Below are 15,317 nucleotides of genomic sequence, written 5' to 3'. Positions count from 1 at the left end.
CGCGGACTCCACCCTGGTGAAGGCCCCGGCCCCCCGCCGATCCCGATCGGCGGGGGGCCGGGGCTTCTTCGTGTGCCCCGCTGTCGGCTACGGCGGGGTCGGCTACGGCGGTGCCGGCTATGTCGGAGAGGGCTGGCAGCGCGGGCACCAGAACGTGACCCGCTCGCCGGTCTGCTCCGCTCGCTCGATCCGCGTCCCGCAGCGCCGGCAGGGGCGGCCGCCCCGCCCGTACACCCAGTGCTCCCGCCCGCGTCCCCTTTCGCCGGTGGTGATGTGGCCGTTCCGCTCCTTGTTGGCGTCCAGGAGACGGTGAGACAACTCCACGAGCGCCGGCAGGTCGGAAACGTCCCCTACCCGCGCCCACGGGTCGACGCCCCGCAGGAACAGGACCTCGGCCTTGTACACGTTGCCGATCCCGGCGAGCCGCGTCTGGTCGAGGAGGGCCTCGCCGATGGCCCGCGCGGGCTGCTCGCCCAGCCTCGCGGCGGCCTCCGCGGCCATCTCCGGGCCCCAGGACGGATCGAGCAGGTCGGGCCCGAGGTGGCCGACCGCACGGTGCTCCTCGGCGGTGGGCAGCAGCTCGACGAGACCGAGGGAGTAGCCGACCGCCTGCCACTCCGCGTTCGCCAGCACGAGGCGGACCCGGTGGTCGCGCGGTGCCGCCCCGGAGCGGCGGATCTGCCAGCGCCCCTCCATCAGCAGATGCGTGTGCACGGTGAGCCCGTCCTCGACCCGGGTGAGGAGGTGCTTGCCGCGCGGGACGGTGTCCAGGACGGTCCGTCCGCGCAGGTCGGCGGTGGCGAACCGGGGGACGCGGAAGTCCGAGCGTGCGAGCACCCGCCCGGCGAGCGCCTCGCGCAGCCGCCGGGCCGTCAGCCAGACGACGTCCCCTTCCGGCATGGGCCGTGTCTCCTCCGAAGGCGGGGCTCAGATCAGGGAGGGGCTCTCCCAGGCGGACGGGTCCTCGGTCAGCTTGGCGACGGGGTCGGGCAGCTTCCCGGCCGCGATGTGCGCGAGCGTGACCTGCTCGAGGATGGAGCGCTCGCTGGCGCGCAGCGCGATCCACACCTCCTGCAGGGACCGCGCCGGCCCCTGGTACCCGACGTGCTCGGGGCGCTCGCCCCGGACGCCGAGCAGCGGCCCGTCGATGGCGCGGATGATGTCGGCGAGGGAGATCCGCTCGGGCGGCCGCGCCAGCCAGTAGCCGCCCTCGGGCCCCCGCTGGCTCCGGATGAGCCCGGACCGGCGCAGCTGGCCGAGGATGTTCTCCAGGAATTTGGGCGGGATCTGCTGCGCCTCGGCGAGCTGCACCGCGGTCACCGGGTGACTCCCGGCGACCGCCAGCTCGGCGGAGGCGCGCAACGCATAGTCGACCCGGGCGGACAATCGCATACACGTATTATCCCTTGCCGACCGGACCGGTCGGGCATCGGCCGCGAGTACGGCGTGACGCGCCCGCCGGAACCGGGCTCTGTGTCCGGCGGGCGCGCCACGGGTCCGGTCGGCCGGATCAGCTCCGGCCGGTCAGGCCGAGCAGTTCGGCGGCGGCCTGGGCGTTGGCGGCCGCGGCGCCGTAGGTGGCCAGGTACACGGCCGATCCGGGGCGCCAGACGGGAAGGCCCATCTCCACGACGACCGTGTCGGGCCGGGCGGTCAGCAGGGCCGTGGCGAGGGCGCGCTGGCCCGCGTGCCGGTGCGCGTCGCGCAGGACGACGATCAGGCCGCGGCCCTTCGCGCGGTCCAGGATCTGCTCCGCCGCCTCCGCCTCGTCCGCGGCGCCGGCCTGGACGGCGTCGGGCGCCCACGGGTGCAGTCCCCACGGGGTCGGGCCGACCGCGATGTTGCCGCTCGACTCGGTCTCGACGACCAGGGGCGGCCCGGCCCACCCTGGGAGCGCTCCCGTGACGCGCACGGCGCGACGGGCGGCCTCCAGGCCGGCGGCGCGGTCCATGGCCGCGGGGCTGTTCCCCGTGAGCCACTCCCTGAGCCGCGCGGTGCGCTCCGCCGCGTCCAGCAGCCGGTTCATGGACAGCCGCCCGGTGCGGACGGCGTCGTCGACCGCGGCGAGGGTCGCCTCGACGGTCTCGGCGTGCTCGCGCGGGCCGAGGCACAGCAGGTCGGCGCCCGCGATGAGGGCACGCACGGACGCCTCCGGGATGCCGATCGCGCCGCTCGCGCCCTCCATGTCGAGCGCGTCGGTGACGATCACGCCCTCGTAGCCGAGGTGCCCGCGGAGCAGCCCGGTGATCGCGGCGTGCGACAGGGTGGCGGGCACGCCCCCGGTGATCGCGGGCAGGTTCAGGTGCCCGGTCATCACCGCGCGGGTGCCGGCGGCGATCGCGGCCCGGAACGGCACCAGCTCGCGGCGGTCCAGCAGCTCCAGGTCGGCGTTGACGAGCGGGATCGACAGGTGCGAGTCGTCCACCGTCGCGCCGTGGCCGGGGAAGTGCTTCGCGCAGGCCGCGACGCCCGCCTCCTGCGTCCCGGTGACGGACGCGGCGGCGTGCCGGGCGACGAGCTCGGGGTCGGAGCCGAACGAGCGGGTCCCGATGACGGGGTTGTCGTCGGCGGTGTTGACGTCCACCGACGGCGCGAAGTTGAAGTTGACGCCGACCTCGGCCAGCTCGGCGCCCAGGGAGCGGTAGATGCGCCGGGTCAGCTCCGGGTCGTCCACGGCGCCGAGCGCGGCGTTGCCCGGGTAGGGGCTGCCGGTCGCGTGCCCGCCGAGCCGGGTGACGTCGCCGCCCTCCTCGTCGATCGTGATGAACGGGTCGCCGGCCTTGCGCATCTGCGCGGTCAGCGCGGCGAGCGACTCCGTGCTCGGCACGTTGCCGGTGAGGGCGAAGAGCGTGACGCCGCCGAGGCCGGCCTCCAGTTCGTCCAGCAGCCAGCGCGGCGCGGTCGCCCCGGGAAACGACGGGAGCAGCGTGCCGCGCGCCAGCCGGGCGATCTCCGCCGTGGTCGCGATGTCGTCGGTCGTCACCCCTTCACCGCCCCGGCGGTGAGGCCGGACACCATGCGGCGCTGGACGAGCAGGAAGAAGGCGATGACGGGAATGGTGAGCAGCGTGGACGCTGCCATGATGGGCCCCCAGGCGTTGCCGCTGCGGCCGAAGAAGAACTGCAGCATGATCGGCAGGGTGTACTTGTTCTGGTCTTCGAGGAACGTGTAGGCGAAGATGAACTCGTTCCAGGCGGTGATGAAGGAGAAGATGCTGGTCGCGACGAGTCCGGGCGCGACGAGCGGGAGCATGACGGTGAAGAACGTCCGGACCGGGCCGGCGCCGTCGATGGCGGCGGCCTCCTCCAGCTCGCGGGGCACCGCGGCGACGAACCCGCGCAGCATCCAGATCGCGAACGGGACCGCGAAGCCGATGTAGACGAGCGAGAGGCCCGCCAGGCTGTTCAGCAGGTCGAGCTGCTTCAGATCGAGGAACAGCGGGATGACGAGCGCCTCCAGCGGCACCATCTGCACCACCAGGAGCATCACCAGGAAGGTGGTGCGGAAGCGGAACCGGAACCGCGCGACGGCGGTGGCCGCCATCAGCGCGAGCAGGCCGGACGCGAGGACGGTGACGACGGCGAGGATCGCGCTGTTCCCGAAGTACTCCCAGAAGGAGACCTCGGCGATGCCGCCGTTCAGCACCAGGTCGAAGTGGTCCAGCGTCGGATGGGCGGGGAGCGGTTTCGGGGTCGTGCTGAAGATCTCGGTGTTCGGCTTGAACGCGGTGGACGCCATCCAGAAGACAGGGAAGACGGCGAGGACGAAGACGAGCAGGCCCGTCCCGTTCAGCACCATCCTGCGCGGCAGTGAGGACTTCATCGCGTCTCCCCCTGTCGGACCATGACCCGCACGTACAGGGCGGTGACGATGAGCAGGATGAACGTGAGCACGAGCGCGATCGCCGAGCCCATGCCGAGCTTCGGGTTGAGCGAGCCGAACGCCTCGGAGTAGGCGTAGAGCGACAGGTTGAACGCGTCGCGGTTGGCCAGCCCGGACATGATGAACAGCTGCGTGAAGACCTTGAAGTCCCAGATGATCGACATGACCAGCAGCACCATGAAGATCGGCTTGAGCATCGGGTAGGTGATGCTCCAGAACGTCCGCCACGGGCCGGAGCCGTCCACCCGGGCCGCCTCGTACAGCTCGCCGGGGACGCTCTTCAGCCCGGCCAGGACGGACACGGCGATGAACGGGCACGCCTGCCACACCACGCACACGGTGAGCACGGTGTAGGTGGACAGCGGCGTGGCGAACCAGTTGTAGTCGAGCCAGCCGCCGCCGACGAGGACGTCGGGCAGCAGGTCGAGGAACCAGTTGACGAGGCCGCCGGTGGTGCCGAACAGCCAGCTGAAGATGATCGCCGCGGTGACCGGCGGGGTCGCCCAGGCGACCATCACGCCGCCGGCGACGAAGCCCGACATCTTCTTGCCGAGCTTGTGGAGCAGCAGGCCGACCAGCGTCCCGATGACCAGCGTCAGGCTCACCGCGACGACGGCGAACAGGACGGTGTGCCTGAGGGTCTGCCAGAAGAACGGGTCATTGAGGATCTTGTCGAAGTTCCCGGTCCCCACCTGCTCGGCGGGCTCGCCGCGCAGCTGGCGGTTGCCGACCTTCTGGAACGACATGATCCCGATCTGGATCATCGGCCAGAACATCAGGACGGCGATCACGAGCACGGTCGGCGCGATCAGCAGGTAGGGCCCGAGGCGGGGCCGGCGGCGGGGGCGCGCCCGGCCGGAGGACCTCCGGCCGGGCGCTCTCCGCACCGCGGGTGCGGTGTCGAGCATGGACGTTCCGATCAGCTGGGACTACGGGTTCAGCAGGGTGTTGGCCTGCTCGTTCGCCTTCTTCATCTGCTCATCGGCGTTCTTGCCCTGCATGATCGCCTTCACGGTGTTCGGCAGCACCTTCTTGGCCTGCTCGAACTCGGCCCAGCCGGGGCCGATCGGGGGGAACTTGGTGTTGGTGGCGATCTGGGTGAAGATCTCCAGCTTCGGGTCGGAGAACTTCACGTCCGACCGCATGGACGAGAAGCCGCTGTAGTCGGCCCACGCCTTGGCGTTCTTGGCGTTGTTCAGGACCGTGATGTAGTCGAAGGCCGCGGCCTTGGCCTTGCTGTCCTTCCAGACGGCGAGGTCGGAGCCGCCCGCCATGACCGGCGCGTTGCCGCCGGCCTTGCTCGGGATCGGGAAGACGCCCCACTTGCCGGCGTTCTTCTCGGAGACCTTCTTCATCTCCTTCAGCGCCCAGCTGCCGTCGATGTACATGCCGAGCTTGCCGAGCGCGAAGTCGCGCTGCGGGCCCTCCAGTTCGTTCTTGCCGATGTACTTCTCGGGCGCGACCTTCTCCGTGCCGACGAGGCCGGCGTAGTACTTCACGGCCTCGACGGCCGCGGGCTGGTCGAGCTGGCCCTTCCAGCCGCCGCTGCCGTCGTCGACGGCGACCGCGCCGTTGTTGCCCCAGATGAAGCTGAGCAGGGCGTTGGTCTGGTCGCTCGGGATGCCGATGCCGGGCACCTTCTTGCCGTCCTGCACCTTCTTCGCCGCGGCGGTCAGCTCGGTCCAGTTCTTGGGCGCCTGGATGCCGAGCTCCTGGAACCAGTCCGTGCGGTACCAGATGCCGCGGACGCCGCCGTACCACGGCACCGCGTAGGTCTTCCCGTCGGCGGTGTCGTTGCCGAGCGCGGTCTTGTTGAGCGTCTTGCCGTCCGCCCAGCCCTTGAACTCGCCGGTGATGTCGGCGAGGCTGCCCTGCTCGACGTGGGACTGGACGTCGGTGTTGCCGAGTTCGGTGACGTCCGGGCCCTCGCCGCCCGCGGCCGCCTTCTGGAACGTGGTGGCGACCTGCGGCCACGGCACGTACTTGATCTGGACGTCGGTGTTCGGGTGCTTCTGCTTGTACTCCGTCTCGACGTCGTCGAGGAACTTGGTCTGCTCGGGCGTCCCGTCGCCCATCATCCAGACCTTGAGCTGCGCCGGGTCCTTGCCCGCGCCGGCCTCGTCGTCCTTGCTGTCGCCGCCGCAGGCCGTGGCGGCCAGGGCGATCGCGGCCGCCGCGGCCGCAACCTTGATGTACTTCACTGGGGGATCCTTTCCGGCATCGCCTCGCGCGGCCTTGTGGCCCGCGTGCCAGGGATACGGCCCCGACCCTTTAAGGTCTCGGCCATGTCCCTCTCGCTTTCGCATCGCTCACGGGCGCCCTGCTCGCCTGTCCGCGCTCTGCGCGCGCCCCCGGCCCGGGGTACCGGACCGGTCGGCGCTTGGGCGTAAACTAACAAGAAACTTTCCTAAACAAAACTGCTCGTTAGCGGATTGAGACATCGAGGGGGCCGGCATGGCCAGACGCCCGGGAACGCCGAGGCTGCTGCGTGAGCTCAACGACCGCGCGGCGCTGGACCTGCTCGTCGAGCAGGGCCCGCTGACCCGCGCGCAGATCGGCGAGCACACCGGGCTATCGAAGGTAACCGCCTCTCAGCTGTTGTCGAGACTGGAGGACCGCGGGCTCGTCTCGGTCGTCGGCGAGCAGGCCGGGGGGCGGGGCCCCAACGCCGCCCTGTACGCCGTCGTGCCGTCCAGCGCCTACGTCGCCGGGCTGGAGGTCGGGCCGGACGGGATCACCGCCGGCGTCGCCGACATCACCGGGCACCTCACCGCCCAGGTCACCGTGGACCCGAACGGCGCCGACGAGCCGGTGAAGACCGTGCACAACGCCGTCGTCAAGGCGTGCCGCTCCGCCAAGGTCGCGGTGTCGAAGCTGAGCGCCTTCGTCATCGGGACGCCCGGCGTCGTCGACCCGCGCTCGGGCGACGTCCAGTTCGCCTTCGACCTGCCGTCCTGGCACGAGGGCGTCCTCGCCGCGCTGCGGACCGACCTGCGCCGGCCCGTGACCATCGAGAACGACGTCAACCTCGCCGCCATCGCCGAACGCGCCTACGGCGCCGCCCATCACGCCGACGACTTCGCCCTCATGTGGTTCGACCGCGGCATGGGCCTGTCGGTCATGCTCGGCGGCCGGCTGCACCGCGGCCGGTGGGGCGGCGCCGGGGAGATCGGCTACCTGCCGGTGCCCGGCGCGCCGCTGCCGCTCGGCGCCGCCCGGCGCGGCCCGAAGGACGAGGGCGTCATCGAGTCGACCTCCTGGAACATCCCGACCCTCGCCGGCGGCTACGGCGCGCTGGTCGGCGCGGACGCCGTCCGGGCCCTCGCCCACGAGCACGGGATCGCCGAGGCGACCGCGTTCGACTGCGTCAGCGCGGCCGCCGCCGACGAAAGCCGCGGCGGGCCGTTCCTGGACGAGCTCGCCACCCGCATCTCCTACGGCGTGACCTCGGTCAACATCGTCCTGGACCCGGGGCTCGTCGTGCTGTCGGGCAGCCTCGGCCGGGCCGGAGGACGGCCCCTCGCGACCCGCATCGAGCGGATCGTCGGCCGCATCAGCCCCACCCGGCCGACCGTGGCCGTGACCGAGGTGGAGGGCAACCCGGTGCTGCGCGGCGCCCTGTACGCAGCGCTGCAGAAGGCCCGCGACGACGTCTTCTCCGCGGACGGGGCGTCCTAGAAACGCAAGTGCCCCCCGCCCGGCGGCGGGGGGCACTTTCTCTCGCGCGGGAGCGTTCCCAGCGCGGCTACTTGGCGGGCGCCGCCGCGACGGCGGCCTCCCGGTGGCGCCGCGGGTCGTTCAGCGCGCGGTCGATGACGGTCTGACTGATGATCTGGCGCTTGCGCCGGAGCGCGGCGGCCTTCCGTGCCGTAGGTGTCATGGCGAAACCCCGTTCCGCGGTGGCGCTTTCCCCTTGGCCACCGCAAACCCCGTGATGCCTTCATGCTCTCAAACGAGAGGGGGCCGGGGATCCGTCCGAGGAATGAGATCGAGGTCCGACCAGCAGCGTAGGACGCCCCGGCCGCCTTCCGGGTTCCCCCTGGGATCATTGAGGGGAACGACCATCCCGTATCCGCCGTTGGGGGGACCGTGAGCGAAGAACCGAGGGGCCATGGCGCTGCGTGACCGGCTGCGGCGGCTCGTGCAGAAGCCGGGCAGCGTCGACCTGGCGCCCTTCCGGGCCGTCGTGGACCAGGCGGGGAAGCGCGAGGCCGGCGTACGGAAACTGTCCGACGCCGAGTTGACCGCCGCCGCGTCCGCCCTGCGTGCGAGAGAGGTCCGCGAGGAGGGGGACCTGGCGGAGCTGTGCGCCCTCGGCCGGGAGGCCGCCCGCCGGACGCTGGGGGAGCGGCCGTTCGACGTCCAGTTGATCGGGACGCTCGCGCTGCTGTCCGGGCACGTCGCCGAGATGGCCACCGGCGAGGGCAAGACCCTGTCCGGGGCGCTGGCCGCCGCCGGCTACGCGCTGCGCGGCCGCCGGGTCCACGTCATGTCGGTCAACGACTACCTGGCGCGCCGCGACGCCGAGTGGATGGGGCCGCTGCACGCGATGCTCGGCGTGACCACCGGCTGGGTCGGGCAGTCGTCCACACCGGACGAGCGCCGGGCGGCGTACCGGGCCGACGTGACGTACGCGCCGGTCAGCGAGGTCGGGTTCGACCTCCTGCGGGACCGGCTCGTGACCAGCCCCGCCGACGTCGTGCTGCCCGAGCCGTCCGTCGCGCTGATCGACGAGGCCGACTCGGTGCTGGTGGACGAGGCCATGGTGCCGCTCGTCCTCGCCGGCGCCGCCGACCTCGACGCCGCCGACCCCCGGTACGCCGACCTCGTCCGGCGGCTGCGGCCCGGCCTGCACTACGCGACCGACGACGAGGCGCGGAACGTCCAGCTCACGCCCGCCGGGACGCGCGAGGTGGAACGCGTCCTCGGCCTCGACCTCTACGCGCCCGGGAACCTGCGCACCCTCACCGCCGTGAACGTGGCCCTGCACGCCGAAGTCCTGCTGCACCGCGACGTGGACTACATCGTCCGGGACGGCGCCGTGAAGCTCATCAGCGAATCGCGCGGCCGGGTCGCGCTGCTGCAGCGCTGGCCCGACGGCCTGCAGGCCGCGGTCGAGGCGAAGGAGGCCCTGGAGGCGTCCCCGAGCGGCGAGATCCTCGACTCGATCACCGTCCAGGAGCTGATCGGGCGCTATCCCGCCCGGTGCGGGATGACCGGTACCGCGATGGCCGTATCCGGCCAGCTAACCGAGTTCTACGCGCTGCAGATCGCGGTGGTCCCGCCCAACCGGCCCTGCGTCCGCGACGACCGGCCGGACCGCCTCTACGCGACCGCGGCGGACAAGGAGGTCGCGATCGTCGAGGAGGTCGCCGCCGCGCACGCGACCGGCCGCCCGGTGCTGATCGGCACCGGCGACGTCGCCGAGTCCGAGCGGCTGGCCCGCAGCCTCGCCCGCGCGGGGCTCGACCGGGTCGTCCTGAACGCCAAGAACGACGCCGAAGAGGCCGCGATCATCGCCGAGGCCGGGGCCCGCGGCGCCATCACGGTCTCCACCCAGATGGCGGGCCGCGGCACCGACATCCGCCTCGGCGGCAGCCCGGCCGCCGCGCCCGGCACGGCGCCGGCCGACACGCCCGGCTCCGACCACGACCGCGTGGCCGAGGCCGGCGGCCTGCTGGTCATCGGCACGGGCCGCTACCACAGCAGCCGCCTGGACGACCAGCTCCGCGGCCGCGCCGGCCGCCAGGGCGACCCCGGCGCCTCCGTCTTCTTCACCAGCCTCCAGGACGACCTCGTCACCCGCTACGCCCCCGACGAGAAGACCAAGGCCCCCTTGGACGACGACGGGCTCATCACCGACAAGGGCACGCACTGGATCGTCGGCCACGCCCAGCGCGTCGCCGAAGGCGTCGACCTCGAACTGCACCGCAACACCTGGCGCTACAACCACCTGATCGGGCTGCAGCGCCGCGAACTGCTCACCGAACGCGACGCCGTCCTGCACGGTGACGCCGCTGACAAGGCCATGGCGTCGTCGGCGCCGGAGAAGCACGCCGAGCTCACCAAGGCCGCCGGCGCGGACGCGGTGTCCTCCGCCGCCCGCCAGGTCGTCCTCTACCAGCTGGACCGCTGCTGGGCCGAGCACCTCGCCTACCTCGCCGACCTGCGGGAGGGCATCCACCTGCGCTCCCTCGGCCGCGGCCTGGACCCCCTGGTCGAGTTCAACCGCGAGGCCGTCCCCGCGGGCAAGCGCCTCCTCGGTGACGCCCGGAAACGCTCGGTGGAGGTATTCGAGGCCCTGACCGCCACCGAGGACGGCATCGACCTGGACTCCGCCGGACTGAAGCGCCCCTCCGCGACATGGACCTACCTGGTCCACGACAACCCCTTCGGCTCCCTGGACGAACGCGCCCTCCGCGGCCTCATCAGCATGTTCAAGGGCCGCCGCTGAGCCTGCGGGGACGGGCCGGCGGCACGGAGGACGGCGGCGGCGCGCGCCGGATGCACCGGCCGCGAGCCGTCCGGGCCCGCGGTGCTCGTGCCGCCGCTCCCCGGCCCGCGATCAGGAGCGGAGGCGGAGGCCGCGGGGGGTCGGATGGAAGCCCGCCGACTCCAGGGCGGCGGCCAGCGGGGAGTCGTTGATCGCCTCGCCGTCGGCGCGTTCGACGGTCAGCTTGCCCAGTGCGCCCTCGCGGACCGCCAGCGCCAGCGCGTCGACCGCCGGTTGCAGGACGTCCGGGTCGTCGGCCCAGGTGAGGAGGGTGCGGCCGCCGCGCTCGACGTAGAGGACGAGGCGGCCCTCGACCAGGACGACCAGTGCGCCGGCCTTGCGTCCGGGCTTGTGGCCGCTGGCGACCTCGTCGTCGCGTCCCGGCCAGGGCAGCGCCGCCCCGTACGGGTTGGCGGGGTCGGCGGCGGCCAGGACGAGCGCGCGGACGCCGGCTTTGCGGGGTGTCTCCCACAGCGCGGAGATGTCGTCGGGGGGAGCGGCGGCGGGGCGGAGGGCGCGGAGCCGGTCGACGGCGCCCGGCAGGGCGAACTGGGCGGCCCCCAGGCCCTCGACGAAGTAGCCCCGGCGGCACCGGCCCGTCTCCTCGAAGGCGCGCAGCACCGGGTAGACGGCGGAGAACCCGCCGGGTGTGCGCTCGGCCGCGACGGCGCCGCGCATGACGATGCCGTACCGCTCCAGCAGGGCCTCGGCGAGGGCGTGGGAGCGCAGTGTCGCGGTGGTCTCCCGCTGGGGGAGCGGCCACCAGCGCCCGGCGACCGTGGGCGGGCCCGTCCGCGACGGCAGGACGGGACGGCCGCGGCGCGTCGTCCGGGAACGGTGCGTCGGACGGCCGGATCCCAGCGCGGCGCGCAGCGGAGCCATCGTGTCGTTGGTGAGGCGCCCGGACCACACGAGGTCCCACACGGCGGTGACCAGGCCGGCGTCATCGGCGGTGACGTCCCTGTTCACCCGGTCGGACAGCGTGCGGAAGAAGTGGGCGCCGCCGTCGCCCAGCGCGTCCAGGACGGCCTGGTGCACCGGCGTGAGAGTGATCTCCGCGGGTTCCGGCAGGAGGAGCGGCGCGGTGTCGGCCAGGTAGAGCGCCACCCAGCCGTCGCCGCCCGGCAGGCCGCCCTGGCCCGCCCACACGACCTCGCCCGCGGACGTCAGCTCGTCCAGCATGGCCGGGGTGTAGCCGGGCACCCGCGACGGCAGGATCAGCGACTCCAGCGCCGACGCGGGCACGGCCGCGCCCTGCAGTTGCTCGATCGCCTGGACGAGCGCCTCGATGCCGCGCAGCCGCGACCCGCCGGATATGCCGTGCCAGAGCGGCAGGAACCGGCCGAGCGACTCCGGCGGCGAGGGCTCCACCTCGGCCCGCAGCCGGGCCAGGCTGCGGCGCCGCAGCATCCGCAGGACGCCGGTGTCGCACCATTCGGTCGTGAGCGGGCCCGCCACCGCCTCGACGGGCAGGAACTCGCCCTCGGCGACGCGTCCCGCGCCCGCCAGCCGCCGCAGCGTCTCCACGACCACGGCGACGCCGAGCCCGAACCGCGCGGCGGCCTGCTCCGCCCGGAACGGCCCGTGCGTGCGCGCGTACCGGGAGATCAGGTCGCCGAGCGGGTCGCCCACCGGTTCCAGGAACGCCTCCGGGACGCCCACGGGCAGCGGCGCACCGAGCGCGTCGCGGAGCCGCCCCGCGTCCTCGATCGCGGCCCACCGCTCCTCGCCCCCGACCCGCACCCGGATCGCCCGCCGAGCCCCCTCCAGCTCCACCAGCCACCGCGCCACCTGCGCCACCGCCGCGCGGGCGGGCCTCTCCGCGTGCCCGGCGGCATCCGGACCGGCCGCCGCCTGGCCATGGCCGCCTTCGGCGTCGCCCCGTACCGGTGGCCCCTCACCGGCCGAGGAGGCGCCATCATCGGCGCCCGGCCGGTCGCTCTCGCCGACGACCTCGGGGGACGGGTCGCCGGGCCGGACGTCGTAGGCCCGCACGTCGTAGGCCCTGACGTCGACGGTGTCGGCCTCGGCCGCCGGGAGCAGCGTGCGTTCGGCGGCCTCCGCGGTGGTCAAAGGGCCCAGCGTGCGGAGGAGGTCGGCGACGCCTTCCAGGTCGCGGGCGCGGCGGTCGGCGGCCAGGCGCTGGAGTTCGCGTTCGGTCTCGGCGACCGCGTCGGGGTCGAGCAGCTCGCGGAGGTCGGCCTGGCCGAGGAGTTCGGCGAGCAGCGCGGAGTCGAGCGCGAGCGCCTGGGCGCGGCGTTCGGCGAGGGGGGAGTCGCCCTCGTACATGAACGCGCCGACGTAGTGGAACAGCAGGGATCGGGCATAGGGCGACGGCTCGGGCGTCTCCACCTCGACCATGCGGACCTTGCGTCCCGACAGGTCGCGCATGAGCTGCACGAGGCCGGGGACGTCGAACACGTCCTGCAGGCACTCCCGCATCGTCTCCAGCACGATCGGGAACGACGGGTACTTGCTCGCGACGGCGAGGAGCTGCGCGGCGCGCTGGCGCTGCTGCCAGAGCGGCATGCGCTTGTCGGGACGGCGGCGGGGCAGCAGCAGGGAGCGCGCGGCGCACTCGCGGAACCTGGCCGCGAACAGCGCCGACCCGCCCAGTTCGTCCACGACGATGCGCTCGATGTCGTCGGCGTCGAAGACGGCGAGGTCGAGGCCGGGCGGCTCGTCCATGTCGGGGATGCGGATGACGATGCCGTCGTCGGCGTGCATGGCCTGCGCGTCGAAGCCGTACCGTTCGCGCAGGCGGCCCGCCATGGCGAGCGCCCAGGGCGCGTGCACGCGCGCGCCCAGCGGGGAGTGGACGACCATCCGCCAGTCGCCGAGCTCGTCGCGGAAGCGTTCGACGACCATCGTGCGGTCGTCGGGGACGTGCCCCGTGGCTTCGCGCTGCTCGCTCAGATACGACACGAGGTTGGCGGCGGCCCAGTCGTCCAGCCCGGCGGCGGAGACGCGGCTCCGCGCCTCCGCCGCGGGCAGGCCGGCCAGCTCGCGGGTGAACGAGCCGAGCGCGCGGCCCAGTTCGGCGGGACGGCCGAGGGTGTCGCCGTGCCAGAACGGCAGCTTGCCGGGCTGGCCGGGCGCGGGCGAGACGAGCACCCGGTCGGGCGTGATGTCCTCGATGCGCCACGAGCTGGCGCCGAGGACGAACACGTCGCCGACGCGTGACTCGTAGACCATCTCCTCGTCCAGCTCGCCCACGCGGGACCTCCCGGGGGCTCCGGGGGTCGTCCCCCGGGTGGACGGAGTCTCGCCGACGAGGAACACCCCGAACAGGCCGCGGTCCGGGATCGTCCCGCCGCTGGTCACGGCGAGGCGCTGCGCGCCGGGGCGGTCGCGCAGGACGCCGGTCACGCGGTCCCAGACGAGGCGGGGCCGGAGCTCGCCGAACTCGTCGCCGGGGTAGCGGCCGGCGAGCATGTCGAGGGTCGCCTCCAGCGCCGAACGCGGGAGCGTCGCGTAGGGCGCCGCCTGCCTGACGAGTGATTCGAGGTCGTCGACGGTCCACTCGTCCATGGAGACCATCGCGACGATCTGCTGCGCGAGGACGTCCAGGGGGTTGCGCGGGTAGCGCAGCTCCTCGATCTCGCCGCCGCGCATGCGCTCGGCCACCACGGTCGTCTGGACGAGGTCGCCCCGGTACTTGGGGAAGATGACGCCCTTGGACACGGCGCCGACCTGGTGGCCCGCGCGTCCGACCCGCTGGAGGCCGTTGGCCACCGACGGCGGCGACTCCACCTGGACGACCAGGTCCACCGCGCCCATGTCGATGCCCAGTTCCAGGCTGGACGTCGCCACGACCGCCGGGAGCCGCCCCTCCTTCAGGGCGTTCTCGATACCGGCCCGCTCCTCCTTGGAGACCGAGCCGTGGTGCGCTCTGGCGATCTCCGCGGGCGCGCCCCTGGCGGCGCCCGCCTGGGCCATCGTGGCGGCGGGGGAGTGGTCTTCGGGCAGGGCCTCGCCCGTGGCGCGTTCGTGGGCGAGTTCGTTCAGCCGTCCGCAGAGGCGTTCGGCCAGCCGCCGCGAGTTCGCGAAGACGAGCGTGGAGCGGTGCGCCTGGATGAGGTCGAGCAGGCGGTCTTCGACATGGGGCCAGATACTGCGCTGGCGCGGGTCGGCCGTACCGGAGTCGTCCACGAACTGGCCGACCTCGCCCATGTCCTCCACGGGGACGACGATGTCGAGGTCGAAGACCTTCTCCGAGCGCGGCTGGACGACCGTCGCGGGCCTGGCCCCGCCGAGGAACGCCGCCATCTCGTCGGTGGGGCGGACGGTCGCCGACAGCCCGATCCGCTGCGCGGGCCGTTCGAGGAGGGCGTCGAGGCGTTCGAGGGAGAGCGCCAGGTGCGCGCCGCGCTTGGTGCCCGCCACCGCGTGCACCTCGTCCACGATGACGGTCTCGACGCCGCGCAGCGACTCGCGCGCCCGCGAGGTGAGGATCAGGAACAGCGACTCCGGCGTTGTGATCAGGATGTCCGGCGGTTTGACGGCGAGCCGGCGGCGCTCGTCGGCCGGGGTGTCGCCGGACCGCATCCCGACCCGCACGCCCGGTTCGGGCAGGCCGAGCCGCCGCGCCGCCTGCCGGATGCCGGCCAGCGGAGCGCGCAGGTTGCGCTCGACGTCGACGGCGAGGGCCTTCAGCGGCGACACGTACAGGACGCGGCAGCGCCGCAGCGGTTCGGCCGGGTCGGGCTCGGTGGCCAGCCGGTCGAGTGACCACAGGAACGCCGCGAGCGTCTTGCCGGACCCCGTCGGCGCCACGACCAGCGTGTTGTCGCCGCCCGCGACCGACTCCCACGCCCCGGCCTGGGCCGGGGTGGGCGCGGCGAAGGCCCGGGCGAACCAGTCGCGGGTCGCCGGGGAGAAGCGTTCGAGCACGTCACCGCCCATGGCGCCATACTGCCTCGCGAGTCCGACAGAACGCGGC

Annotated in this window: 10 protein-coding genes; 2 read left to right on the top strand and 8 right to left on the bottom strand. The window is 73.4% G+C overall.

What is annotated here, in order from left to right:
• Positions 1-117: 117 nt before the first annotated feature.
• The 6 genes from AL2_RS09260 to AL2_RS09235 form a co-directional block, all read right to left on the bottom strand.
• Positions 118-900, bottom strand: a complete 783-nt coding sequence (locus AL2_RS09260; protein WP_067631907.1) for a DNA-formamidopyrimidine glycosylase family protein — start codon at positions 898-900, stop codon at positions 118-120.
• Positions 901-927: 27 nt separating this feature from the next.
• Positions 928-1,392, bottom strand: a complete 465-nt coding sequence (locus AL2_RS09255; protein WP_067631905.1) for an RrF2 family transcriptional regulator — start codon at positions 1,390-1,392, stop codon at positions 928-930.
• Between the two features lie 118 nt (positions 1,393-1,510).
• Positions 1,511-2,983 (bottom strand): glycoside hydrolase family 3 protein, encoded by a 1,473-nt coding sequence (locus AL2_RS09250; RefSeq protein ID WP_245666469.1) that lies wholly within the window; start codon positions 2,981-2,983, stop codon positions 1,511-1,513.
• Positions 2,980-3,822, bottom strand: coding sequence for a carbohydrate ABC transporter permease (locus tag AL2_RS09245; protein ID WP_168444627.1), 843 nt, complete (start codon positions 3,820-3,822; stop codon positions 2,980-2,982). Before AL2_RS09245 ends, AL2_RS09250 begins: the two co-directional genes overlap by 4 nt.
• Positions 3,819-4,790, bottom strand: a complete 972-nt coding sequence (locus tag AL2_RS09240; protein WP_067631903.1) for a carbohydrate ABC transporter permease — start codon at positions 4,788-4,790, stop codon at positions 3,819-3,821. The genes AL2_RS09245 and AL2_RS09240 overlap by 4 nt, the downstream gene beginning before the upstream one ends.
• Before the next feature lie 21 nt (positions 4,791-4,811).
• Positions 4,812-6,083, bottom strand: coding sequence for an extracellular solute-binding protein (locus tag AL2_RS09235; RefSeq protein WP_067631902.1), 1,272 nt, complete (start codon positions 6,081-6,083; stop codon positions 4,812-4,814).
• 253 nt (positions 6,084-6,336) lie between these two features.
• Between AL2_RS09235 and AL2_RS09230 the strand changes: the two genes are divergently transcribed.
• Positions 6,337-7,560, top strand: coding sequence for an ROK family transcriptional regulator (locus AL2_RS09230; RefSeq protein ID WP_067631899.1), 1,224 nt, complete (start codon positions 6,337-6,339; stop codon positions 7,558-7,560).
• Between the two features lie 67 nt (positions 7,561-7,627).
• Here AL2_RS09230 and AL2_RS39735 read toward each other — a convergent pair whose 3' ends face one another.
• The gene (locus AL2_RS39735; RefSeq protein ID WP_281181575.1) at positions 7,628-7,762 is read right to left on the bottom strand and encodes a hypothetical protein; all 135 of its coding nucleotides are present in this window, start codon (positions 7,760-7,762) and stop codon (positions 7,628-7,630) included.
• Positions 7,763-7,993: 231 nt separating this feature from the next.
• Between AL2_RS39735 and secA2 the strand changes: the two genes are divergently transcribed.
• Positions 7,994-10,336 carry an accessory Sec system translocase SecA2 gene (secA2, locus tag AL2_RS09225; RefSeq protein ID WP_067631897.1) on the top strand — a complete coding sequence of 781 codons (2,343 nt, stop codon included), beginning with the start codon at positions 7,994-7,996 and terminating at the stop codon, positions 10,334-10,336.
• A 111-nt stretch (positions 10,337-10,447) separates the two neighbouring features.
• Here secA2 and AL2_RS36170 read toward each other — a convergent pair whose 3' ends face one another.
• Positions 10,448-15,280, bottom strand: coding sequence for an Lhr family helicase (locus tag AL2_RS36170; RefSeq protein ID WP_083946234.1), 4,833 nt, complete (start codon positions 15,278-15,280; stop codon positions 10,448-10,450).
• Positions 15,281-15,317: the final 37 nt, after the last annotated feature.

Source organism: Actinomadura latina NBRC 106108 (assembly GCF_001552195.1).
GTDB lineage: Bacteria > Actinomycetota > Actinomycetes > Streptosporangiales > Streptosporangiaceae > Spirillospora > Spirillospora latina.
The sequence above is the reverse complement of the archived record's forward strand: the minus strand, read 5'-3'. Positions and strand labels throughout refer to the sequence as shown.